Here is a 23,069-nt window from a genome sequence, read left to right as displayed (position 1 = left end):
GTTCGTCCTGAGCCAGGATCAAACTCTCCATAAAAGAAAAGCTGATGACTCATTCCGGCTGAAGCCTCCGACCCTCATACAAGGGTCTTCGTTTCAGCACTAGCTGACTTATTTATTAAAGTCACTGTCATGTGACTGCTTATTCGCTCGATGTTCAGTTTTCAAAGATCAAACTGTCTTGCTTTCGCCGTCCGTTTCGATGTTGTTCATCTCAGCGGCGACTTTTATAATATATCACATTCGCCCAACTCTTTGCAAGCTTTTTTTAATTTGTATCTTTTACCAAATCATTTCAAGCTTTCATTTCGTTTTGTCGAATGCTGCCCTCTCGAAGGGGCGAGAATTAATTTATCACAGGATGAGACGGAGAGTCAAGCCTCACTTTAAAGTTTATATATTCTGAAGATTCTGGTGCCTGCTGCGGATGAAAAACAAAAAAGAAAGCCACCCTAACCGTAACGATTAGGGCGCTTTCCTAGATGCAGTCTTACTATATTACATTGCTGTATAACTTAACTCCAAACGTGACCAGCTCTCATCTGTAACCACCGCCACTTCTCTGATTAGAGACTTGGACACCAGTTTTTGCAGAACGGCCGGCAGTTCCTCAGTCAGCCCGGACAGCATCGGATGTTCCGCAAATTTCTCCATGCTCCAAGGTTCTTCCCTGCTCTCAAGCAATTCCAATAACAACCCGCAGCAGACTTTCAATTTAGAACTTACTGCAAACTCACAGGCGAGGACAATCAGCTGTATTCTGAGTTCCACGGTCTCCTGGCTTTCCGTTAATTCTTCATATAGTTTATGTATACCGGGATTGATTTTCCTGACCCTCTGCCATACGGCTTTATCCGGCCATTCCCCATGTTCTATGATTTCGGTAGCCGCCCAATGATGCAATGCCTTAATACTGCTGCTGTAAGAATCCAGAATGAATCCTTCATTCAGAAACTTCTTGCTCTGCATATAGTGATAAAGAAACATTGTAAATTCCACAAAAAGCTCCTGTTCCCGCAACGGCTTCAGCCATTCCGGCCCTTGTCCGGCACTTTCCAGGAAAATATCCCTATCCAAAATAATCTCTCCTTGTTATCCATTCCTATCCAAATTGGCAGATGTTCCCTTACTACTATATGTAAACGGCAGCCCCGTAAATGAAACGGGATCAAGGTGCAAGGCAGGGTTATGCTATGAAAGAGATGGGATATGATATATAATAGTTTCTGCATTCATATATGTATTTCCTGCAATTCAATCTTTTGGTACCGAATATTTTCAGGGAAGAGGAACGTTCATGTTTTTTAAATCCAGCAAAATTAATGAGTTCCGCTTATGGGGACTCCTCCTTACATTATTCGGAATGGGTCTCATGATTCTGGGGACAGCCGGAATATTGTTATGGGGACAAGCAGGGAAGATCTTTGCGGGCATCTTTATGGTGTTCGGTATGATTTCGCTTTTGGTGTCGGTTGGAATCTATTTCTGGGCGGGAATGCTGTCCACTACAGCTACGATGCTGCAATGTCCGGAGTGTGGCAGACAAACGAAAATGCTGGGCCGTACCGACCGCTGCATGTTCTGCAAGACAATCTTGACACTGGATGCAGACAAGGCTACCGAGAAGGTTACGTTCGATAATTAAATCTCATATCATACAAGAAAGCCATAGGGCATTATGCCCTATGGCTTTTGTGCTGACTCCCGATTGATTACGTTCCAAATGTCCGGGGTCTCAAATCCCCTCCTCCAGGAAGCTGTACCGGCAAGCCCGTACTTATGCACCAGCTGTACGCGCGCTTTAATGGAAACCGCGTCCTCCAACCAGGCTTTATACACGTTTCCATTCTCCTCAAACTCCACATAATGCTGCCCGATGTCCGAAAGGAAACTTGGCTGCAGTTTCTTCTCCTTTATGAGCAGGTTTATTTTGTCCATGGATAATGCCTTTGAAGAAACCTTCGTTTCCCCGTTCACCTGCTTCTCTTCCCATAGACGAGTATAGAACGGGATGCCTAGAACAAGTTTAGACGCAGGTACGCCTTCCTTCTCCAACAAATGAACTACATGGCGCTCTGCCCATGGAAGAGAGGAAACCGAACCTGCCTCCGGACTGCTGGCCCAATGTTCGTCGTAGGCCATCAGCATTATATAATCCACACTTTGGCTCAACTGCTTACGGTCATAAAACAAGGACCACATTTCACTGCTGGAAACCGGTGTCACGTCGATTGATACTACTAGCTTCCTTTCATGAAGCAGCGGAGTCAGCTCTTTTACGAATTGCGTGAGCAGATCCTTGTCTTTCAGGTACACATTTTCAAAATCTAGATTGATTCCTTGAAGCCCATATACTTCCGCATAGGTTAACAGCTGCTTGACCATGGCCATTCTCCGCTCATAAGTCGATAAAGCGGCGGAAGTCCAATCCGGATCAAAGCCGTTGCTGAATAACGCCCAGATTTGAATGCCTTTGCTGTTAGCCCATTTCACGTAACCTAAATCCGCTCTGCTGCGGATCGTGCCTTGCCCATCCATAAGCTCGAACCAGGTGGGACTAATCACGTTCAGTCCAGGCATCGGGACAAATTTAGAAGGATCCGGCGTCGTTCTGGTAACATGCTCCCAAGTCATATTCAGCAAGCCGTTCTTCGGTTTCCAGGGAACAAAAGCAGCATTCTTAACAGGTTCAGCCACTGTTTCCATAGTTCCTTTGGTCACCTGCTTCACGGGCACATAACCTTGTATGCCGTTAGGAAGCTGCACTTCATACCACCCGTCAGTCTCTCCCCACAGCACCGCCTTCTGTCCGTGGACGGCATCTGCGACGATAGGCGCTCTTCTGCTAGGGGCATTCCTTACAGGGTAAGTTGCGGTTTTGGAACTGCGTGAGCTCCCTATATATCCATGCTGAATCCGGTCCCCTGCCTTCTTAATGATGACAGCGCCCGTACCGGTATCCTCTTCAATTTTAAGTCCATACAACAATTTCAGCGGAGCAATCGGAACATAAATGTCACCGTTCAAGTTACGCACGGGAAAATGCAAAGGGAACGGTTTCGTATTGAGCTGGCCTGTCCGTTGTTCTGTTCTCAAGCGCAGCACACTGCTGTCGGTAGTCAAAATGACGGATTCCGTTGAAGCTTCATAAATAATGCCGGGATCCAAATGCTTCTGAATGGATTCCAATGGAAGGAGCAATGATTCCTTCGTACCCTGAGCCGGCTTCTCCAGAAGCACTCCTTGATAAAAAACAGGCTTGTCCCATCCGTGAAAGTCCGGCTTGACATGTTCCCGGTTCGGCGCCAGCCACAACTCATAGGCAGCGTAACTGGCCAAGGCTGCGATCAGCAGGCATACGACCCACAAACTGCGCCCTCTCCTGCGTCCGGTATGCCGGCGCTGCCTAATCTCCAAATCCATGTTAATTCCTCCCGGGTCTTATAGATAAAAAAAAGCACACGGGCGGTCAGGAACTGTCCCACCGCCATTCATGCGCCCATTATATGATCTAGTTTAGTTTAGTTCTATTCAGTGCTCAGCTGCATCTTTCGCAGGTTCCGTAAATCTCCATCCGATGGCCGCGGACCCGGAATCCTGTTTCCTTGGAAGCTGAGATTTCCGCTTCCAGCAGCTGGGGGTAATGAAAATCAACGATGACTCCGCAGCTTTCGCAAATGGCATGATAATGGTCAGTCATATCCCCGTCGAAACGACTGGAGTCATCACCATACGTTAATTCCCTGATGAGCCCGGCCTCGACAAAAAGCTTCAGGTTGTTATATATCGTAGCTACACTCATATTGGGATAACGCTGTTCCAACGCTTTGTAAATTTCATCTGCAGTCGGGTGCGTCATCGAATCCAGCAAGTAAGAAAGGATCGCATGCCGCTGAGGAGTCATGCGTACGCCTGACATCTTCAACTTCTGTACAGCGTGTTCAAACCGGTTAGTCAAGCCCCTCACCGCCTTCGTGATGTAATGTCTTTTCATTTTATAGCTGTTAGGAAGCGGTTGTCAACGATGCCGGTATGCGCTGTGAGTACATAGCTGAAGCTGTTTTTAAACTTCAAGCAGCATTATTTATATTCAGTAATGCGGATAGCGGAGTGATTCGTGCGGATTTCAACCTTATACTGCCCGCTTCCTATTGTACCGCCGATTGAGCGCTTGCTCAATTGCAGGGGCAAGTCAGTGGCAATGCTGCCGGCGCCGGTGGATCCGTCCACTTCAAAATTACCGTTCTCCGGCAATGAAGCCTCGACCCCGCCGTTTGTCGTTTTTAGCTGCCAGTCTCCTCCGATCACAGACGATGCTGCGGTAATCGATCCGTTCGTTGTGTGTGCAGCCAGCTCGCCTGTCACGCCATTTACCGTGATTTTGCCGTTCGTGGTTTTCAGTTCCGCCTTCCCGGTAACCGCGTCAGCTTCGAGTTTTCCGTTGGTTGAATGAGCTTCCACATTGCCCTTCACCTGGCTGACAGTAACATTTCCGTTCGTAGACTTTAGCTCGGCGTCCCCTTGGATGTTTTTGATATGGATGCTTCCGTTGGTTGTCTCCAGTTCGACTGCAGCGGCGATGTCCGTTACAAAGATCGTCCCGTTCATATGATTCGCTCTCAGCTGTTCGCGTACAGGCACTCCGGAAACGGTTAAAGTACCGTTCGTCATCTCAAACGACCAATCCAAAGCCGTGTCAGGAACGGTAACGGTCAAGTTCATTCTAGGCTTTCGCTTGCTGCCGATGCTGTATTTTTGCCCTTGGGCTGTAATTTCAAGCAGGTCCCCGGTTGTACCATAAACAATGTTTGAACCTTCCGCGATCTTCTCAGCTTCTTGCTTGTTAACCTGGTCGATCCACATATCGGTATGAATTTCTATGCCTTCGACGTTCCCTCTGAGAAGTGTCACCTTCCCGTTGGGATTGTTCAGCTTCACCTTCTGAATCTGAGGGGTCAGCGGAATCCGTGTCAATCCTCTATCGATATGATTTCCCCTTTCCATGGAGGAAGAGGTAGACATACTAATGAAAAAGTCGGCGATGCCGGACCAGGAAACCGAAGGAGAAAGGGAATAGGCGGTAACACCTGCTGATATCACCCCCGCTAATAGCAGGCTGCCTACATTCACTCTCAGTTTACGGCCCGCATTGCGGTATACCAAGCTGATCACAATAAATTCCAGCCCCAGAACGATCAGCACCGCCGGCCACAGCCTCGGAAGGAGAGCCGCATACTGCATCTCCGAGAAGCGGTCTACCAGCAGAACGGCACCCACCGTAATAAGCATGAGCGAAGCGGTAATTCTGCCGATTCTGATCATGCCTCTTATCCCCTTTCTGTGATGCTTTTGCTAAAATGAGTGATCCACACGCCCGGTACCACTTCGGTCCTGCCTGTTTCCTGAAAGCCGTGTTTCCGATATAACCGGATCGCCGGTTCATTCAGTGTGCCCGTGGAGACGATAAAATGGCTGCAGCCGCTGTTGTCTTCCACATATTCCAGCAGTTTTGAGGCGATTTCTTGGCGAAAATAATCCGGATGCACCATCATCCTGCAGATCTCCGCTGTCCGGCCTTCCGTCGTATAGGCCAGCGCTCCGGCCATTTCTCCGTCCGCTTCATAAGCGATAACCTGTTCGCCGCAATTCTGCAGCGTATCGAGTGTATCCAATAAGGGAGGAATCTGAGAGAACCCGATCAATTCCGCTTCCACCTTATACGAGGCATGCTGCAGGTACCATAGTTCATTGACTGCAAGCCTGTCATTCAAGTCTATTCGTTTCAACATCACTATATCCTCCTGAACGGGACATGAAGCCTATTCTTTACAAAAAGAAAGGCCGCCCCGATCGTGAGCGGGATAGCCTTTCCATAGATGATTAACGGTTTAAACTTTCTGTTAGCAGCTTGTTGACCAACGCCGGGTTAGCCTTGCCTTTGGTTTCTTTCATGACTTGCCCTACGAGGAAGCCGATGGCCTTATCCTTGCCGGCTTTAAAATCAGCAACGGATTGCGGGTTCTTGTCCACAATCGCGTCAACGATAGCGCGAATCGCCCCTTCGTCGCTGATTTGCACCAGACCTTGCTCTTCTACAATCTGCTTCGGCAGTTTGCCGGATTCAAGCATTTCTTTGAAGACGGTCTTCGCGATTTTGCTGGAAATGGTACCTTGTTCGATCAAACCGATCATTTCGCCCAGGCCTTGTCCGGTAATTTTCACATCGCTCAGCTCAAGGTTGCCTGCATTCAAGAAACCCAGCAGGTCGCCCATGATCCAGTTGGAAACCGCTTTGGCATCCTTCGTATATTGAAGGCTCTCTTCAAAGAAATCCGCCAGCTTCTTGGATGAGGTGATCACTTCCGCATCGTAGCTTGGAAGATCATACTCGGCTGCATAGCGGGCTTTGCGCGCATCCGGCAGCTCCGGTATGGAGGCGCGTACGCGGGTCTTCCACTCTTCATCGATGAAGAGGCGGACCAAGTCCGGATCCGGGAAGTATCGGTAATCATGCGCTTCTTCTTTGCCGCGCATAGAGACCGTACGGCCCTGCGCTTCATCCCAGCGCCGGGTCTCCTGCACGATCACGCCGCCGTCGTCCAGCACTTCGGCCTGGCGGATCTCTTCATACTCCAGCCCGCGCTGCACGCCGCGGAAGGAGTTCATGTTCTTGAGTTCGGCCTTCGTGCCGAACTTCTCTTGTCCGTAAGGACGGATGGAAATATTGGCGTCGCAGCGCAGCGAGCCTTCCTCCATCTTCACGTCGGATACTTCGCAGTATTGCATGATAGCCTTAATCTTCTCCAGATAGGCGCGGGCTTCCGCAGGCGTGCGGATGTCCGGCTCGGAGACGATCTCGATGAGCGGCGTGCCTACCCGGTTAAAGTCTACCAGCGACGCGAAACCGCCGTCCACGTGAGTCAGCTTTCCGGCGTCTTCTTCCAAGTGAACCCGGGTAATGCCGATCCGTTTCGTATAGCCGTCTACTTCGATATCTACATAACCGTGCTCACCGACCGGCTTGTCATATTGGGAAATCTGGTACGCCTTCGGCGAGTCCGGATAGAAATAGTTTTTGCGGTCGAACTTGCTTTCCGTCGCAATCCGACAGTTAAGCGCCATGGACGCTTTCATAGCGTACTCCACAGCCTGCTTATTCAAAACCGGCAATACGCCCGGATGGCCGAGGCAGATCGGGCACGTATGCGTGTTTGGAGGAGCGCCGAATTCCGTGGAACAGCCGCAGAAGATTTTGGATCGGGTGTGCAGCTCTACGTGAACCTCCAAGCCGATCACCGTTTCATATTTACTACTAGTCGATGACATGGTATTCCTCCTATCGCTTATGCGTAAAGCGGCCCTACAGCTGCGGGCGCTCCTTATGGTAATCGGTATGCTGTTCGAACGCATGCGCCACGCGAAGCACGGTCGCTTCATCGAACGCTTTGCCGATAATCTGCAGGCCGACCGGAAGGCCGTCGGCAAATCCGCAAGGGACGCTGACCGCAGGAACGCCGGCAAGGCTAACAGGAATCGTCACGATATCGTTCAAGTACATCGTTAACGGATCGTCGACCTGCTCGCCCAGTTTGAATGCCGGAGTCGGTGCCGTCGGCCCGATGATGACGTCATAGTTCGCAAATACTTGATCAAAGTCCTGCTTGATCAACGTACGGACTTTCTGAGCTTTCAAATAGTAGGCATCATAGTAACCGGAACTCAGAGCGTACGTCCCCAGCATGATCCGGCGTTTCACTTCCGTGCCGAACCCTTGGCTGCGTGATTTATGATACAGCTCGATCAAGTTATCGGCATCCGCCCTCTCTCCATACCGTACTCCGTCGAAACGCGCAAGGTTGGAGGAGGCTTCGGAGGAGGCCAGCAGGTAATAAGTAGCAACCGCATAATCCGTATGAGGAAGGGACACTTCTTCCCACACGGCGCCGAGGCCTTCCAATACTTTCAGAGCAGATAGTACGGATTCCTTCACTTTCGGATCGATGCCTTGTCCGAGGTATTCTTTCGGCACCCCGATGCGAAGGCCTTTTACGTCTCCGGTAAGGGCGCTCAGGTAGTCGGGAATGTCCACTTTAGCCGATGTCGAGTCCATCTCATCGTAGCCTGCAATGGATTGAAGCACATATGCGCTGTCTTCTACATTCTTTGTAATAGGTCCAATCTGGTCTAAGGAAGAAGCGAACGCCACCAACCCGAAACGGGACACCAGGCCGTATGTCGGTTTCAGTCCGACCACGCCGCAGTATGCCGCCGGCTGGCGAATCGAACCGCCCGTATCGGAACCAAGCGAGAAGTAAACTTCACCCGCAGCCACTGCGGCAGCCGAACCGCCGCTGGAGCCGCCGGGCACATAGTCCAGGTTCCAAGGATTATGAGTAGGGAAGAAGCTGGAGTTCTCGTTGGAACCGCCCATTGCAAACTCATCCATGTTCAATTTACCGATCGTTACTGCTTGCGCCGCTTTCAGCTTCTTGGCCACGGTAGCGTCATATACCGGTGTGAAATTCTTCAGAAATTGACTCGCACAAGTGGTCCGCAGGCCCTCGGTGGAAATGTTGTCCTTAATTCCGGCCGGCAGCCCGAACAGCAGTCCGCGCTCTTCGCCTGTCTGGAGCTTGGCGTCCAGTGCCCCGGCTTCGTTAAAGGCTCGCTCCTCGTCCAGTGTTAAAAACGCTTTTACCTTGGAATCTACTTCACTTATTCTCTTGTAGGATGCTCCTACCAGATCCGTAACGGTAAGCTCCTTGCCGGCCAGGCGGCTATGTAATTCCTGCAACTTCAAATCAAATAAAGACAATGCTTGCAGCCTCCCTTCAATATATAGCCGTTCTATTCCAATACCGCAGGCACTTTAATCTGACCGTCTTCCTCATCCGGCGCGTTCAGCATCACTTGCTCGATGCCAAGCGAAGGCCTCGATTCGTCTTCCCTCATCACATTCGTTATTTGAAGAACATGCGTGGTAGGCTCAACATGGTCTGTATCCAACGCCCCCAGCTTCTCAGCATATTTCAAGATCGCATTTAACTGCTCCGTGAACTTGCCCTTCTCTTCCTCTTTCAGGTCCAGCCTCGCCAAAGCGGCGACTTTCTCGACATCTTTCACTGTAATGCTCATGGACGCTTGTCCCCTTTGCTTTATTTTGTACGAACGCTCATTCCTTCTATTATAGCTTAGACCCCCTGTGAACTCAATGAAATCCCTGCTATGCGGCTAACGCACATATTTCATCAGACCGGCCTAAACGCGTAAATTTTTAGAACGGACGGAATAGGATATGGGAGAACTCGATTCATACTTTATTCCTATCGGGAAAGAAGGAGCCATCCGACTAATGAAATTGAAATCCGGCATACAACGGGTCCACAGCAAATGGGGCAAAACCCTGCTCCTATTGAAGAGCGACCGCCTGAAACCATACGTTCCGGACACCAGGAAGCTGAGTAAATCGACTTTGGCCGCCATGCTGGACACGTATCAAATGGTATATGTCAAGCCTGATCACGGAACATACGGCAAAGGGGTTATGAGGGTTGAAAAGAACGGGTACGGCGGCGGGGCGCCCTATGCTTATCAGAGCGGTGAAACCAGAAGGTATTTCTACACTATCGATGCTCTTTACAGCTCCATTGCAGCTCATAAAGCCAAACGTATCTATCTGGCCCAAAAAGGCATTCATCTCTTAACATACAAAAACCGCCGCTTCGACATTAGGGTAATGGTGCAAATGAGCCCCTCCGGTTCTTGGGAGCCGACTGGTTTTATAGGAAGAGTTGCGGCCCCTCGCAAAATCGTCACGAACTATCACAGCGGCGGCACTCCGATGGCATTGGAGACGCTGTTGAGCGCCTACCTGCCGGGCGCTGAGATTGTCAGATTCAAGCAAAAGCTGGGCAAGCTCGGTGTCGCCACGGCAAGGCAGTTCCAAAAGAAATATCCCCGGGTCAAGGAAATCGGCCTTGATATCGCGTTAGACCGCCAGCTGCATCCTTGGATTCTGGAAGTGAACACGAAGCCTGATCCTTATATTTTCAGAAAACTGAAGAACAAAGCGGTATTTCGTAAAGTGTACCGGTATTCTAAAGCATACGGCGGAGTGTAACGGCGGGTTCAGCGGGTTCAGCGGGTTCAGCGGGTTCAGCGGGTTCAGCGGGTTCAGCTTGTTCCGGTCCACGAAAAAAGGCTGTCACGATAGAACATCTACCGAGACAGCCTATTCAGCCTGTTAAATCCAGGCTTTCAGATTAATTTGTTTAATAAAGTCCTGGGTACTCAGGTTCTCCTTAGAAAGCTCTTCTTCAGCCGGTGGAGCTTCTTCTTCGGAACCGTTCATGATCTTGCGGAACAATTCTTCATTCCTTGTAGCCAAAGCATAATCTATCAAAGCTTCCCGCTCGATACGTTCAGCTTCCAGTTCGAGCAGCACTTCTTCCATTTCGATATCGCCATCCGTCACGAAGTAATGCTTATTGGTCTTCGGCACCCGGACTACATAGTCGAAAACGTTGTCCTGATTGCGTTCGTAAGCGATGATGTAGCCGTATTCGCCGACAGGCAAATTCTGCTCGAATGAATCGTCTATGATATAAACCTTCTGGCCTAATTTCAGCATGGGTCCAGCCCCCTTCTTCTTGTGAATCTACCAGCATCAGCAGGGTATCTAACAATATATTAGTATGATTCTACTAAAAAAAGGTTGTTGTGTCCAATGCAAAAAATACCCGGAGAAGACCTGAAAATCAGGCCTGCTTCCGGGCTTTGCGCCAAACGAAAATCAGATAGAACAGAATCGGCATTGGGAACTGAATCAGACCCCAAAGCCCCCAAAACCAAGGTAACTTGCCTCGCCTTCTGGCATCTACGAACAGCCAGGTGCTTTGGAGCATCAGGAGCAAAGCGAGCAGTACCCAGCCATACCAAGGCAAAATGCTGCCATCCACCCGGTTCATGCCGTTTCCTCCTTTCCTTTACGGTAAAGGGTAAACCCTCCGGCAGCCCCCGCTGCAAAGATCAACGCGGAGCAGCCCAAAAACCATTCCAAATGATGTAACGCCAGCCATCCAAAGGCGGACAGCAATGCCAGGGAAGCTGCCCAAAAAAGACAAAGTTCCAGCCATAAAGCGGAACGTTCTCTCCTTGCCTGTTCCTGCGCGAGCGAAACGAACCAGTCCATCGCCGGAGGCTCTGCCGAGGCTAGGCGGTCCAGTTGATCCAACCCCCGCCGCAGTTCGATTACTGCAGAATCGAAGTCAGCGGGTTCCGCTTCTATATCGGCAGGTTTCCTTTGCTTCTGTTCTCCTGGTTTTTCAGATTTCATCTCAAATCCATCTCCTTTCTAAGCAGCTTTATTCCATGGTGTACCCGGGATTTGGCCGTACCGCCCGGAATCCCGAGCATATCCCCGATTTCATCGTAGGTGTATCCGTAATAATGTTTAAGGAGAAGCGGCATCCTCATATCATGATCCAGCCCGCCCAAGGCATTCAGCACCTCCGGCCAATCTTCCTGCTCATGTCCCGCTTTCCATTCCAGCCGTCGGACCGATTGTTCCTGTTCCTGCCATAGCTTCTCCCTTTTCCGTCTCTGTGCCTGATCGCTCATCAGGCGGCTGGCGATCGTGATAAGCCAGGAGGAAAACTTGGACTTTCCGTTATACAGGCTGATTTTCTCCATTGCCCTTACAATGGTATCTTGGGTAAGATCCTCAGCCCAAACAGGATTTAGCGTCACCTTCGTCAAGTATTTCAGCACAAAAGTGTAGTGTTCCCGAAACAAGGATGCGAGTGCATCCGTATCCCCGCGCTGCGCTTGTTTAATTAACTGCTCTTCGTTCAACTACGGTCTTCCTTCCGGTGAAATCTTCTTGTTCAGCTGCCGGTGATCCTCCATTAGCCGCTTTCTTGTACGCGGTTCTGCCTGTAATACGAAAGAACCCTGTCATTCGTTCAACAGGGTTCCTTATTTTTAAATTATTTTTTTTCGTAACCCAAACCGCGGAATACAAAGGTGCAAGTGTCCTCCGCCAACTTTTCCGTTGATATTCTTTCCCCGCTGAACAAAGGCTGGAAGTAGCGGGTATGGCGGTGAAACAGAACGATTCCAAGGATAAAAAATAAAGTATTGTCTAATGATTCATAGTGGAACAAACCTTTATCTTTTCCCTCTTCCAATAAATTTCTGAGCATCATCCATACGGGCATCACATGATTGCGGATCGCGTCGATTCTCGGAGAATCCGTCGTAATTTCACGCTGAAGGATCGCTATCATGTCAGGATCGCTGCTTCTGTAATGCACAACCTCCGTTAATAGCAGCCGTATTTTATCCGCAGCATTCCCCGGCAGCCTGTCGATCTCGGGAAGCCTTGTTCCGGGAAAGTAGCTTTCGAACAAGGCACAGAACATATTGTGCTTACCTCCGAAATGATAGGAAACGAGAGCCGGATTGGCCCCTGCTTTCTCACAGATCTGTCTTACCGATGTCGCATCAAAGCCTTGAGCGGCGAACAACGATTTGGCCGCGAGTAAAATTCTATTCTTGATCTCAGGTTCGCCTGCCATAAAGCTGTCTCTCCTTATGCTATGCTTGGTTTGCCTTCCGGTGCGGAAGTGCTTGACGCTTCTTTGCGCAAGGCAATTGCCGCTGCCCCGACAACGATCGAGACCAGAGCAATCCATAGTAAAGCTGAAGCTGCATGCAAGCTTGATGGACCGCCGAACAATATATTCATTAAACCCTCTACCGCATAAGTGGCGGGAAGGAAGCTGCTAAGCTGATGATAGAACCCGGACAATAAATCTCTAGGAACCAGTGCTCCTGAAGAAACCAGCTGAGCCGATAGCATGATCATATTGAAAAGCATACCCGCCATCCCGAACAGAATCAAGAATAGTTGGGATACGAACATAAAAACCATGACGAAGAGGCTTTGGAACAGCCACATGGATAGGAATCCGTGCTCGGCCTGACCGCCAAGCGCGATCACCAGGGAGCTCCCCACCAGCGAAACAAGGAATGCAGTAACTACATTAATCAGACAACGGACGGCGTACAAGCTCCATTTCCCCAGTTGTCCTTTAAGGGCCAATGCAGACTGCTGCAAATTCATCCCCATAATCATTGCGCCAACATAGGATGCCAGCACCATCATCATCGGTACCATTTGCGAATTCATGCCGGTAACCTGATTTGAGTAGTTGAATTGGGATACGACTCGTTCCGACAGTTGTGCAGACAGAGGGCCCGCCTGGTCGGCAGGTACCTTCACCTGCGTCAATACCGCTGCCGTTCCTGCTGCTGCCGCCTGTTTGTTGACGGTATCGGTAATTTGCGCAGCTGCGCTGGCCATTGCCGATTTGATCATAGCCGGATTCGATTCATTAATGAAGTATTGCAGCGAGGCCTGTTGATCCGGTGCCTGCACCTGCTGACTGAAAGCAGCCGGAATATGGAGCACCATATGAACATCCCGGTCGTACAGCTTCTCCTGCGCTTCCTGTAAGGAAGCCGGGACAACAACTTCAAATGGTAATGAGGAGGCCAGCTTCTCCGATAGTTGAGCGCCCATTCCCCGATCTTCGTTCACAATAGCAATCTTCAGATGTTTCATGTTGCCTGTGACCCCGTCGTACCCCGTCATCCAGACGATGCTGAATATCACCTGAAACATAAAAGCGGTCATAATACCGATCTTTGTGGTAGGTTTTTTTAGAAAAGCCAGTAATGCTGATTTCATAAGACTCCACTCCTTGTTCTCTTTATCTTTAATTTAAACAAGCGTTTAAATTAAACGTTTGTTTAAATCTTATGTTGGAGCGAGGTATCTGTCAATAGGAATAAAAACTCAAGAAGCCTTACAACAACGAAGTACAACGACAAGAAAATCCCGATTAAACCTTTTCAGGCTTTATATTTCACGACATGAAAACCCCGATATTGCAGTCACTTTATTTACCCTGAGATAAAAACCCCGAAAATACAGTACTCTCTTTCAAGGAATGTAAGAGTACTCAATTAGCCATGATTTCAATAATAATGTCCTGCACTTTTTAAGAAGAGGCTGCTTCTACCTATCTATATGGAGGTAAAGCTTGATGTCGATCATTAAAGATAACACAAAAAACCCGCCGTGAGGCGGGCTATCGTAGTCTGGGTTACAAATCATTAATCAATATAATTGGTCCCTCGCTTGTTGTTTGAGTCGAAGATATTTCATGCCGACCTTTGTTGACCTTAACAAGGTGATACCCTTCTCGCAAGCCCAGGAAACGCACCAGTTGATTCGCGGCTCGTTCTTACTTCCATTTGAGCTAAGCTGCTCCTTTTTACATGAGCGCGACCGTTGGTCATAGCGCAATACGCTAAATAAGGAATTACCATCAACGATAGATATCGAGCGTTTCCCCCGAAGAAAGCATCTTTCTATAGGTAAACTTCGGATTAGGCATGGTAGTATTTGTTTTACAGGTGTGCAATAGCCTCTTGTGTTGTCCAAGTAGCACTGCTAAATGCTAAATAGTTCGTAACAGCGGCTTGAAAATCCCTCTGACTTATCGTAGCTGTAGCATCATAAACGACGGCAGTTTGAAAACCATGTTCAATCAAATCTCTCATATGAGACTCTACACAGACATTGGATAAAACGCCTGCAATAATAACCTTTTCTTTGCCGTTTTGCCGTAATTGGTAAACCAGATCATTGGTTTGTGGACCAGCAACCTTATGAGGATTAGTTATAATGGTTCTGCTATCAAGTATGTAAGGCAAAAGTGAAGGAACATAATCAGCCCCAACAGTAGGCGGAGTGGAATCACTATGCTTTTGATACAATCTCAGGTTTAGCAACATGTTTTGTTCATTCCCTTTATATTTCCAGCGATAATCATGAGGATAAATATAGTGCGGAGATATAAAAAGTTGATACCCTCTGCTTATACCTATTTTCATTAAAATCTCGAGATTTCCAACCGTGTTATACTGCTCAATAATGCTTTTAGTTAAATGATAGCCTTTGCCTCCAGGGCTCAAAAAGTCATTTTGCGGGTCAGTAATAACAATTGCTGTGTTAGCCGGTTCAGGTTCAAACATGTCTTCCCTCCATTTTCTGCTATCTTCAAGATAAGAGCAGTTATTTCTCATCTTATAAATATGTATGTGTGCAAGGAAGCATGCCGGGCGGAGTTAACGACATGTTTTTGCGGCTATACTCCGCTAGGAAAATTGCCGCTCTTACGCCTTCTAATCACTAACATAACGGTAACAACTATAGGACCACCACAAGGGAATGAGATGCTACCTGTTCTCCAATTATAAAAAATTTATTATGCTGAAATATTAATTTTTTACCTGATGTAGAACAAGTCTTCTTCCTGCATTCTGAAGCGTGTTTCCTTCCCCTTTAGATATCCATTGTTCAAATCTCCAGGTTGCTGCTCCCTGTGCCGGAAGGGATGATAGCATAAGAGGTAAATGTATACTTTAACACTTTATTTGCTCAGCCTAACTCGCTCAAATATTGCTCATACAACAACCCTTAATAAAGTGCTTTTTTGTCGCTAGCGCAGATTAAAGGGATTTTCACGTCCAAAAAAACGACAAGAAAATACGTACAAATGAAAAAGAACCTTGATTTATCAAGGTTCTAAATCGGGATTATTATGTCGTTGTACTAACGACATGAAAATACCTAGGATACCGATAACCAGACAAATCCAAAAGGCCGCCAGCAGTGGCGGCCTTTTGGATATTTTTTAACATCGGAAGTTATTCTATTGCAGTTATGATTTCAGAGGGATGCCTATCGTCAAGATTTCCGCCTTGCCCAGCTTCATTTCAAACGAAGCGGCAGATGCTTCTGCCTGGCTTATGCGTTCCTCCAAAAGATTGCTCTTATACGCTCCTGCTGTTCCAAGCTCGGAACGGACGGAAAGCTCTGTTTCCTCCCTGCCAAGATTAAACCACCTTAGCATTACATCGCCCGTAGGTTCGCCGATCTTCATCGAAGAGAACGCCACGCCTTGGCCCTCCCACGCTAGAGGAGCGTCTTCTGCCTTCAGCGGACCCGGGTGAACGCCCGTCTGGACGGTTACCCAAGGAATCTGGAATTGCTGAGCTTCCGCATAAGCTTCCTGGTTGTGATCTTCCTGCGGCCCAGCAGGAATCAGTTCCAGCTCGGTACGATGATGCCCCAGGCATTGGGCTTCCGGTGTAGGGAAGTATCCCCAATCGCCCAGCTCGCCAACGCTGCGAAGCAGAGTAACGGCCATCGTGTTCCGGCCGTCGCGCAGCACTTCATACTCGTTCAGTCCGAGGTTGGCTGCGGTCAGCCCGTTCCGCCCGTCATGAACCTGAACGAAAGCTTGCTGATGCAGGCAATTGCTTGGGTTCTCCCATTCTGAAGCAGGTTCATTGTCACGTACCGCCACTTCAAAAATCGAATCCGCGCGGTGCACGGAAGTAGCCAGGTCCGTCGGGAATAAAACCCGAAGCCTGTGATCCAGCGCCTGATTATCGAATTCCGTTATAATTCGGATTCCTTTGCCTGAGCGCTCCAGGCTGACTGTCGTACGGATCGTCAGAGGCACCATCCGTTCCGAGCGCCCGCTCTTACGATAAGGGAAATAAACACACTCCTTCTGCTCTTCCTCCAAAGAGACCGCGGCCGAAGCAGGAATTTCCCAGTTATGCACGATCTCGAACGAAGCCCGGTAAGCAGTCTGCTCGATGATCCGGATGGCGGCCGGCAGCCCCTTTGTTGTTAAAGGTTCTGTTCCCGCCGCTTGCTTGTACATATATTCATTGCCGATATCGCCCGTGTTTTCGTATACGCATAAATCTTTGTATGTTCGTCCGTTGACCTTATCGGTTAACCAAAGAGACCCGTCATCGGCGATAATGACACGAATGCGGCTATTTTCCATGGAGCGTTCTCCTACGAGCAATACCGATTCCTCAGAAGACGGCTGTGTCTCCGATTTCGGTTCCGCCGATGGAACCCAAGCATACGTTTTCCACCCGAGAGCCGGTACTTGGGACGCTTCAAACGTCAGCTTTACCCTGCGGGACATATAAGGCTGGCGGAATTTGTCGTCGGGCAGATCATAGCCGAACTGCAGACCCAAATCCTGCATGGTAAATTTCAGGCTGCGGCCGCCGCTGTCCAGAAGCGCTCCTCCATCCAAAGCATAAGCTTTGACTCTGCGGTTGATCTCCTCCAGCGGAAGCCCGTCGCGGAAGTAAATCCGGAACACGTCGACTTCCACATCGACCACGCCGGTGCGGCTCCATCCGCTGGTATTGAATACGACGAACGGCGCCGCATTCGTTCCATACCGGGCGAAGAAAGCCGTATCCACCGCATCGGCCAGCGCCTGCTTGCTGTCGTCAATAATCGTTTCGGCAACGTGGCGGCTTTTGTGGAACCGGGTGACCATTTCGCTGTGCACTTCGTCCACACTGCAGCCGCAGATGCTGTCATGCGGATGGTTCTGCATCAATGTTTTCCAGGCGTAAGTAAACAAGGCATGCGGATATTTCGCGCCTGCTCCCGGTACGGCCATATGTGCCAGCGTGGCCAGCGGCTCGGCTACTTTCTCCAGCATCGCCTGCCCCTTCTGATTCAACTGCTTCAGATATACCCGCGAAGAAGCGGTGTTGACCAGGGTTGACCATCCGTCGGTCCGCTGGCTGCGCAGCTCGCCTTTTACTACGGACAAATCGTCACGGAGCGACTCGCTCAGCGCCTTCAGGTAATCCGGGAAATTCGAATGGATAAAATCCGTATCAGGATAAAGCTCCCTGGCCTTGCGCAGCGCTTCCGGAAGATCGGTCTGAATCGGCTGATGATCGCAGCCGTTCATGAAGAGAAGCTCTCCGGTAGATGCGTACTTCTCAGCATCAGCCAGCTTGCGGTCCCAATACTCCCTAGCCTTGTCCTCGTCCGCAGGCACTTCATTGCCGTTGCTGTACCAGTTGGCGAACAGAATGCCTAGAACACGGGAGCCGTCCGGCCCTTCCCAAATCAGCTCGGAGAAAGAGGATTCATAATCCCCTTCAAACACCTCATTGTTGAATCCGGTAGGCTTAACCCCTCTGCCGAAGAAGGCATTGTCAATCCCCGCCTGTTTCATCATCTGCGGAGCTTGGGCCATAATCCCGAACGTATCCGGGAAATAACCGATTTTGGAAACCGTTCCGTAACGGGCGGCATCCTGATGGCCAATCTGCAGGTTGCGGACGTTGGCTTCGCTGCTTGTCAGGAAGGCATCCTGCAAAATGTACCAAGGCCCGATCAGAATCCGGCCCTCCCGGATCATGCGTTCCAGCCGATCCTTCTGGTCCGGATAGACTTGGAGATAATCTTCGATAATGATCGTCTGCCCGTCCAGGAAAAAGCTTTTATATTCAGGTTTGCTCTCCAGCGTGTCCAGCAGCGTATCCATCAGCTTGACCAGACGGACATGATGCTTCTCGTAAGGGAGATACCATTCTCTGTCCCAATGGGTGTGGGAGACAAGATGAGCCGTTCGTTTCGCCTTCATGTGCATGTTACTCCTTTCCTGTTGCCAAAGCTGCGCCGATGCGCACCTCATCCGGGCGGTAGACGGACATGATGCGTCCTGCCAAATCCGCCGCAAATAACACCGAGCGTTCTTTTTCTAAAATAAAGCTGTAAATGGCGCCGGTCTGCCTATCCATCACTTTCACTTCCGTATCTAGTGCATACTCCGATACGAAGGTGAACAAAGCACCTTCCCGAAAACTGAGTTTTCGTCCGTATATCCCCGGCAGATGTCCGCCGTTCAGCCACACCAGCTCAGTCTCGCAGTCCGCCAGCGCCAGTACATGCCCATACAGCTTTCGTATCGAACCATTGCGCTCATTCAGCTCTACCGGAAGGGGACACCACAGTACACGTCCTTTGCCGGTGTGAAGCTCCAGCACTTCGGCCGGCCCTTGGCCCATGCCGGTCCCCGGATCAGCCGCCGCCGGAATTTCCTTGGCCAGCTCGGCGATGCGCCGGTTTCCGAACGAAACCGGAAGCAGCTCCCCGCCGAGGGACAACGATTCTTCCCGGCGAACATTGCCGAGAAGGGTTTCGCCTGTCAGGGCAGCGGCTCTGCCGGAAGCCCGCCAATAGGCGTCGATGCCGATCGGCCCGGTTATCAGAAGTACCGCTCCGGTTTCTTCCGTAATCTCGATCAGCTCGGCGAAAGCCTGATCGTCAAAGTTGTGAGGACTTGGCAGCAGGATCAGCTTGGCAGGCTCGCTCCTCAGCGAGGCCAGCTGGTACTCGCCAACGCCCCGAAACGGAACGTTCATCTCATAAGCGAGAATGCGGGTAAGGCGTGTCGTTGCGTCAAATGCCAGCTTCCGGTTCGAGAAATCGTTCGAGTACGGGAACACGACAGCCACATCCTCCAGCTTGCGCCCGTCGAACAAATCCCGGATTTCAGCCATGAAACGGCCGAAGTCATAAGAAACGTCCGCTTCGGGCTTCTCGGAGCCGTCTGCCCGCAGAGCTCCGATATGGGACTCATTAGCGTTGTCCATATAGAAATTCGTATTCCAAATCCATTGGACCGCACCGGCGCCTCCCGCCGCGAAAGCGTAGGCATATTTGCGCTCCAGTATATTCCGCAGCTCCAACTCACTGCGCTTGGCACGGCCGTCCGGCGTTTCCACATACATAATGCCGGTTTCCTGCACCAGGTTCGGCTTGTCGGGTGTCTTTGCAAAAATGCCGTCCCAGAGCAGCTGATCGTTAAGCCACCAGGAATGCACGGTCGTATAATCGACCGCTTCGCCATAGAAGAACGGCGAAGGGCGCTGGGCGCCCAAGGCTTCATCCTGCCCTACCGTCACCATATGATCCGGTGCGGCACTCTTAATTTCCTTGTACAGTTCCGAAGCCCAGCTATTGTGCATGTCCATGGAGAACAGCGTGTAGTCCAGCCAGCGCGTTCCCTTCTTCGCCTGATGCATATCCTGCACGTCGAAGTTGATCTCTTCCGGCTCCGGCGGCAAGGCGGACTCGAAATCCGGAAGCTGCTGCGGAGTCATATTCCAAAGCTCCTGTAGCTTCTCCACGGTCCCGTGGCGCTGCTTGAGCCAGCTGGAGAAGGCTCTGCGTTCGTAAGGATCGCGCGCCGAACGCGGCCCGTTCGAGAAAATCCGCGGCGGGTCAAACATCGAAGGTTCATTGATGAGATCCCAGTCCACGTTGGCCGTTTGCCTGTGCCGGGATATGATCGAGCGGATGAACCGCTTTTGTGCCGCAATGCTCCGCGGGTCCAAATAAGGGTTCTCCCCCTCCCAAGTCTCCGGCGTGAAGGAGAAGAAGGTAAATGTTACTTGAAGATCGTGCTTCTTGGCCGTCGAAATAAAGGCATCGATCGCCCGAAGGACTTCTTCGGACACATGGCCGTCCACCTGCATAATGTTGCGGTATGCCGTCCAAATGCCGGTACGGATCCAGTTGATTCCGGCGCGCTTCATCTGCGCCATGTCACGATCCCAGACCTCCACATTCGGCAGGAACAAAAACTTCCGCGCCACGTCCGAGGTCATGTAGGTCATGCCTACCACCGGCAGGGGCCTGCCCTCTTTCTCAAAATAATCCCGGCCTGCTTTTACAGGGCTTCCTTGCTGAAGCATCTCCCGGTCCATGCCCCAGAAGCCTTGACGCAGCGTGCGCTTCACGCCGCCGGGCCCGTCCGTAACACATACCACGCGGTAAAACCCGCTTTCGATTTCAAACGGCAGCGGAATCCTCAGAATGGTCAGATAGGATTGAACCTTCGTTTCCAGCCGGTAGGTCCACAGCGGCTCGCTGCTTTCGCCGTACCGGATGCTGAAGTCAAATACCCACGACTCTTCTTCGCCCCGTTCCTCGCCCCTGCGGGAAGTCCGCTCCTTCTGGAGCGTCAGCAACCCGCGCTCGCCGGGCTCGTAGGAAGCGTAGTTCGGCTTAATCCAAAGCTCCGTCACTCCTGCAGCGCAATATTCAGCCCATTCCCGCAAAGCAGCCGCTCCGCCCTGTTCCCAGAAAGCAGGGCCTGCAGGAAGATGGAGAAACAACCATCTGCCGCCGGTGTAGGTGCCTTTCGTGTATTCCCAGAGCACAGCAGGAGCAGCCACGATTCTGCCTGTAGAGGAAACGCCCTTGAGCAACGGATAAATCTGCGCATCCATAGGTCCTGCGGAGCCCATCTGATCCGGCAGGTCGCTGGTTTTGACGACATGAGGAACGAGATTCCAGGTATCGCTCAGTTCAAACAAGTGCTCCTTGCCGGAGAATAAAGAAATCTCTTCCGAAGCCGCCCATCGCTCTATCGGCCCCCGGTTTACGCGGAGCGCTTCATGGATGTACAACTCCTGATGATAGGCCGTCTGCTCCGCCTCCACAATCCACGTGCCGTTCTCCTCGCGGACGGGCCGCTTGAACGGAGCCCCGCCCATGCTGATCAGCCCGCCTCCGCGCTGCAGGAAGGAGGCGATGTCCGCCCACGCCGCTTTAGGGAAATAAGGAGCGTGCATATTAATAAAGCAGCCGCATTCCGCGGTGCGGAGCGCTTCTGCCAATTCCAAGGCACCCGCTACGCGGAAACCGGCCAACTGGCCGGACTCGATATGCTGACCTTCAGCCAACGGAAAAGTAGGATCGTAAAAAACGATCAGGCTCGGTTTCATAGAATCCCTTCTTTCATCGCCTCATAAATCAGCAGTGAGAACAAGCTGTTGGACCAGGCAAACCAGCTTCTGGTGAACTCGGCCGGATTGTCCGCATGGAAGCCTTCATGCATAAAGCCTGTGTCCGCGTCGGTTGCCTCCAGCAAACGGATCATCTCCAGCTTCTCTTCCTTGTCCGTTGCCGTCAGTCCCTGCATGGACAGCGCCATATGCCAAATGTAGCCCGGAGGCGTATGCGGGCTTCCGATGCCTTTGGCTGCCGAACCCTCATAGTAGAACGGATTTTCTTTGCTTAGGGCGAATCTTCTTGTATTCAAATAGATAGGATCCTCCGCAGAGCAGTAGCCAACATAAGGAATGGACATCAACCCGGGGGTGCCGGCGTCATCCATCAGGCAGTAGTTCCCGAAGCCGTCCGTTTCATAGGCATAGATCGGGCCGAATTCCGGGTGGCGGTAAATACCGTACAACTGGATCCCGTGATTGATTTCCTCTTCCAGCTTCTTCATCTCATCCAGGAAAGCCAGATCGCGGAACACCCACTCCGCAAATTCCTGCATTTGCCGAAGCGTAACTACGGCGAACATATTGGAGGGAATGTTGTAATGGAAATCGCAGGCATCATCGCTTGGACGGAAACCCGACCATACCATGCCGGTATAGTTGACAGGCATGCCCGCTCCGTTGTTGCGCAGGGAATCCGTCGGAATGCCGTTGTTGCGGGTGAAGCGGTACGGCGATTGTTCGGCATGATGCTGTTCTGTTTTCCACAAGTCCACCGTTTTGCGCATTGCAGCCTTAAATCTTTCATCGAAAATATCCGTCAGGCCGGTCTCTTTCCAGTAACGGTAAGCCAGCTTCATGGAGAAGCAGATGGAGTCCAGCTCAAATTTGCGCTCCCATACCCATGGGGACATTTCGGTTACATCCGTTGTATTCCAATGCCAGTCGTTAGCCAGCTCATTAAACGCGTTCGCGTAAGGATCGATCATAATGTAGTTGACATGCCGCTTAATAATGCCGCTGATGATGCGCTGCAGGTCTTTATCCTCTTTGGCAAGCGGCACATAATGAATCACCTGTTCTACCGAGTCGCGAAGCCACATGGCCGGAATGTCGCCCGTAATGATGAAGGTCGTTCCGTCGTCCATCAGTTTCGTTGTCGTTTCCAGTGTATTTGGAAAACAGTTGCGGAACAGCTGCAGCAGTTTAGGCCGGTCTGACAGCTTTTCTGCAGCTTCGTCCAGCAGGTTCTGCACCGCTTGCGGCAATTCCAGCTGCGGCATAGGAATTTTGGGTAGTCTGAATTGTTCCATGGGTTCTCCTCCGATAAAGACTCTTATTTATCTCGTATTTTGATTTGT

The 23,069-nt window shown here is 50.6% G+C and carries 20 protein-coding genes; 2 read left to right on the top strand and 18 right to left on the bottom strand.

Annotated elements, in window-relative coordinates:
• Nucleotides 1–495: 495 nt before the first annotated feature.
• Nucleotides 496–1,074, bottom strand: coding sequence for a hypothetical protein (locus tag ACFSUF_RS25050; protein ID WP_377607794.1), 579 nt, complete (start codon nucleotides 1,072–1,074; stop codon nucleotides 496–498).
• Between the two features lie 220 nt (nucleotides 1,075–1,294).
• On the opposite strand from ACFSUF_RS25050, the gene ACFSUF_RS25045 reads away from it, so the two are divergent.
• The gene (locus tag ACFSUF_RS25045) at nucleotides 1,295–1,642 is read left to right on the top strand and encodes a DUF2614 family zinc ribbon-containing protein (protein ID WP_377607792.1); all 348 of its coding nucleotides are present in this window, start codon (nucleotides 1,295–1,297) and stop codon (nucleotides 1,640–1,642) included.
• Between the two features lie 38 nt (nucleotides 1,643–1,680).
• Here the strand turns inward: ACFSUF_RS25045 and ACFSUF_RS25040 are convergent, their stop codons facing one another.
• From ACFSUF_RS25040 to gatC, 7 genes are all read right to left on the bottom strand, one after another.
• Nucleotides 1,681–3,420 carry a glycosyl hydrolase family 18 protein gene (locus ACFSUF_RS25040; RefSeq protein WP_377607790.1) on the bottom strand — a complete coding sequence of 580 codons (1,740 nt, stop codon included), beginning with the start codon at nucleotides 3,418–3,420 and terminating at the stop codon, nucleotides 1,681–1,683.
• Between the two features lie 115 nt (nucleotides 3,421–3,535).
• A complete protein-coding gene (locus tag ACFSUF_RS25035; RefSeq protein ID WP_377607806.1) occupies nucleotides 3,536–3,916 on the bottom strand; it encodes a Fur family transcriptional regulator in 381 nt (126 codons plus the stop codon).
• A 161-nt stretch (nucleotides 3,917–4,077) separates the two neighbouring features.
• Nucleotides 4,078–5,319 (bottom strand): DUF4097 family beta strand repeat-containing protein, encoded by a 1,242-nt coding sequence (locus ACFSUF_RS25030; protein ID WP_377607788.1) that lies wholly within the window; start codon nucleotides 5,317–5,319, stop codon nucleotides 4,078–4,080.
• Nucleotides 5,320–5,324: 5 nt separating this feature from the next.
• Nucleotides 5,325–5,786 (bottom strand): GNAT family N-acetyltransferase, encoded by a 462-nt coding sequence (locus ACFSUF_RS25025; protein WP_377607786.1) that lies wholly within the window; start codon nucleotides 5,784–5,786, stop codon nucleotides 5,325–5,327.
• A gap of 91 nt (nucleotides 5,787–5,877) precedes the next feature.
• Nucleotides 5,878–7,323, bottom strand: coding sequence for an Asp-tRNA(Asn)/Glu-tRNA(Gln) amidotransferase subunit GatB (gatB, locus tag ACFSUF_RS25020; protein WP_377607784.1), 1,446 nt, complete (start codon nucleotides 7,321–7,323; stop codon nucleotides 5,878–5,880).
• Nucleotides 7,324–7,357: 34 nt separating this feature from the next.
• Nucleotides 7,358–8,812, bottom strand: a complete 1,455-nt coding sequence (gatA, locus tag ACFSUF_RS25015) for an Asp-tRNA(Asn)/Glu-tRNA(Gln) amidotransferase subunit GatA (RefSeq protein WP_377607782.1) — start codon at nucleotides 8,810–8,812, stop codon at nucleotides 7,358–7,360.
• 32 nt (nucleotides 8,813–8,844) lie between these two features.
• Nucleotides 8,845–9,132: an Asp-tRNA(Asn)/Glu-tRNA(Gln) amidotransferase subunit GatC gene (gatC, locus tag ACFSUF_RS25010; RefSeq protein WP_377607780.1), complete on the bottom strand. Its 288-nt coding sequence runs from the start codon at nucleotides 9,130–9,132 to the stop codon at nucleotides 8,845–8,847.
• 217 nt (nucleotides 9,133–9,349) lie between these two features.
• Between gatC and ACFSUF_RS25005 the strand changes: the two genes are divergently transcribed.
• Complete coding sequence (locus tag ACFSUF_RS25005; RefSeq protein WP_377607778.1) at nucleotides 9,350–10,117, top strand: YheC/YheD family protein; 768 nt, start codon at nucleotides 9,350–9,352, stop codon at nucleotides 10,115–10,117.
• A 123-nt stretch (nucleotides 10,118–10,240) separates the two neighbouring features.
• Here ACFSUF_RS25005 and ACFSUF_RS25000 read toward each other — a convergent pair whose 3' ends face one another.
• The 10 genes from ACFSUF_RS25000 to ACFSUF_RS24955 all read right to left on the bottom strand — a co-directional run bounded on the left by ACFSUF_RS25000 (nucleotide 10,241) and on the right by ACFSUF_RS24955 (nucleotide 23,021).
• The gene (locus ACFSUF_RS25000; RefSeq protein ID WP_377607776.1) at nucleotides 10,241–10,627 is read right to left on the bottom strand and encodes an ATPase; all 387 of its coding nucleotides are present in this window, start codon (nucleotides 10,625–10,627) and stop codon (nucleotides 10,241–10,243) included.
• Between the two features lie 127 nt (nucleotides 10,628–10,754).
• Nucleotides 10,755–10,964 (bottom strand): sigmaY antisigma factor component, encoded by a 210-nt coding sequence (locus tag ACFSUF_RS24995; RefSeq protein ID WP_377607774.1) that lies wholly within the window; start codon nucleotides 10,962–10,964, stop codon nucleotides 10,755–10,757.
• Nucleotides 10,961–11,332, bottom strand: coding sequence for a YxlC family protein (locus ACFSUF_RS24990; RefSeq protein WP_377607773.1), 372 nt, complete (start codon nucleotides 11,330–11,332; stop codon nucleotides 10,961–10,963). Before ACFSUF_RS24990 ends, ACFSUF_RS24995 begins: the two co-directional genes overlap by 4 nt.
• Entirely contained in the window at nucleotides 11,329–11,850 is a 522-nt protein-coding gene (sigY, locus tag ACFSUF_RS24985) for an RNA polymerase sigma factor SigY (protein ID WP_377607771.1), read from the bottom strand. The genes ACFSUF_RS24990 and sigY overlap by 4 nt, the downstream gene beginning before the upstream one ends.
• Before the next feature lie 134 nt (nucleotides 11,851–11,984).
• Nucleotides 11,985–12,575: a TetR family transcriptional regulator gene (locus ACFSUF_RS24980; RefSeq protein WP_377607769.1), complete on the bottom strand. Its 591-nt coding sequence runs from the start codon at nucleotides 12,573–12,575 to the stop codon at nucleotides 11,985–11,987.
• 14 nt (nucleotides 12,576–12,589) lie between these two features.
• A complete protein-coding gene (locus ACFSUF_RS24975) occupies nucleotides 12,590–13,750 on the bottom strand; it encodes a YhgE/Pip domain-containing protein (protein WP_377607768.1) in 1,161 nt (386 codons plus the stop codon).
• 725 nt (nucleotides 13,751–14,475) lie between these two features.
• Nucleotides 14,476–15,102, bottom strand: a complete 627-nt coding sequence (locus tag ACFSUF_RS24970) for an isochorismatase family cysteine hydrolase (protein ID WP_377607766.1) — start codon at nucleotides 15,100–15,102, stop codon at nucleotides 14,476–14,478.
• A gap of 689 nt (nucleotides 15,103–15,791) precedes the next feature.
• A complete protein-coding gene (locus ACFSUF_RS24965; protein ID WP_377607764.1) occupies nucleotides 15,792–18,554 on the bottom strand; it encodes an alpha-mannosidase in 2,763 nt (920 codons plus the stop codon).
• A 7-nt stretch (nucleotides 18,555–18,561) separates the two neighbouring features.
• A complete protein-coding gene (locus ACFSUF_RS24960) occupies nucleotides 18,562–21,705 on the bottom strand; it encodes a beta-galactosidase (RefSeq protein ID WP_377607763.1) in 3,144 nt (1,047 codons plus the stop codon).
• Nucleotides 21,702–23,021, bottom strand: a complete 1,320-nt coding sequence (locus tag ACFSUF_RS24955) for a glycoside hydrolase family 125 protein (RefSeq protein WP_377607761.1) — start codon at nucleotides 23,019–23,021, stop codon at nucleotides 21,702–21,704. Before ACFSUF_RS24955 ends, ACFSUF_RS24960 begins: the two co-directional genes overlap by 4 nt.
• Nucleotides 23,022–23,069: the final 48 nt, after the last annotated feature.

This window comes from Paenibacillus gansuensis (assembly GCF_042684925.1).
Taxonomy (GTDB): domain Bacteria; phylum Bacillota; class Bacilli; order Paenibacillales; family DY6; genus Paenibacillus_N; species Paenibacillus_N gansuensis.
The sequence above is the reverse complement of the archived record's forward strand: the minus strand, read 5'-3'. Positions and strand labels throughout refer to the sequence as shown.

What these genes read in the sequence shown, in the direction of transcription:
- ACFSUF_RS25045 (WP_377607792.1), top strand. Translation starts at nt 1,295, where the DNA reads ATGTTTTTTAAATCCAGCAAAATTAATGAGTTCCGCTTATGGGGACTC.
- ACFSUF_RS25040 (WP_377607790.1), bottom strand. Translation starts at nt 3,420, where the DNA reads ATGGATTTGGAGATTAGGCAGCGCCGGCATACCGGACGCAGGAGAGGG.
- ACFSUF_RS25035 (WP_377607806.1), bottom strand. Translation starts at nt 3,916, where the DNA reads ATGTCAGGCGTACGCATGACTCCTCAGCGGCATGCGATCCTTTCTTAC.
- ACFSUF_RS25030 (WP_377607788.1), bottom strand. Translation starts at nt 5,319, where the DNA reads ATGATCAGAATCGGCAGAATTACCGCTTCGCTCATGCTTATTACGGTG.
- ACFSUF_RS25025 (WP_377607786.1), bottom strand. Translation starts at nt 5,786, where the DNA reads ATGTTGAAACGAATAGACTTGAATGACAGGCTTGCAGTCAATGAACTA.
- gatB (WP_377607784.1), bottom strand. Translation starts at nt 7,323, where the DNA reads ATGTCATCGACTAGTAGTAAATATGAAACGGTGATCGGCTTGGAGGTT.
- gatC (WP_377607780.1), bottom strand. Translation starts at nt 9,132, where the DNA reads ATGAGCATTACAGTGAAAGATGTCGAGAAAGTCGCCGCTTTGGCGAGG.
- ACFSUF_RS25005 (WP_377607778.1), top strand. Translation starts at nt 9,350, where the DNA reads ATGAAATTGAAATCCGGCATACAACGGGTCCACAGCAAATGGGGCAAA.
- ACFSUF_RS25000 (WP_377607776.1), bottom strand. Translation starts at nt 10,627, where the DNA reads ATGCTGAAATTAGGCCAGAAGGTTTATATCATAGACGATTCATTCGAG.
- ACFSUF_RS24995 (WP_377607774.1), bottom strand. Translation starts at nt 10,964, where the DNA reads ATGAACCGGGTGGATGGCAGCATTTTGCCTTGGTATGGCTGGGTACTG.
- ACFSUF_RS24990 (WP_377607773.1), bottom strand. Translation starts at nt 11,332, where the DNA reads ATGAAATCTGAAAAACCAGGAGAACAGAAGCAAAGGAAACCTGCCGAT.
- ACFSUF_RS24980 (WP_377607769.1), bottom strand. Translation starts at nt 12,575, where the DNA reads ATGGCAGGCGAACCTGAGATCAAGAATAGAATTTTACTCGCGGCCAAA.
- ACFSUF_RS24975 (WP_377607768.1), bottom strand. Translation starts at nt 13,750, where the DNA reads ATGAAATCAGCATTACTGGCTTTTCTAAAAAAACCTACCACAAAGATC.
- ACFSUF_RS24970 (WP_377607766.1), bottom strand. Translation starts at nt 15,102, where the DNA reads ATGTTTGAACCTGAACCGGCTAACACAGCAATTGTTATTACTGACCCG.
- ACFSUF_RS24965 (WP_377607764.1), bottom strand. Translation starts at nt 18,554, where the DNA reads ATGAAGGCGAAACGAACGGCTCATCTTGTCTCCCACACCCATTGGGAC.
- ACFSUF_RS24960 (WP_377607763.1), bottom strand. Translation starts at nt 21,705, where the DNA reads ATGAAACCGAGCCTGATCGTTTTTTACGATCCTACTTTTCCGTTGGCT.
- ACFSUF_RS24955 (WP_377607761.1), bottom strand. Translation starts at nt 23,021, where the DNA reads ATGGAACAATTCAGACTACCCAAAATTCCTATGCCGCAGCTGGAATTG.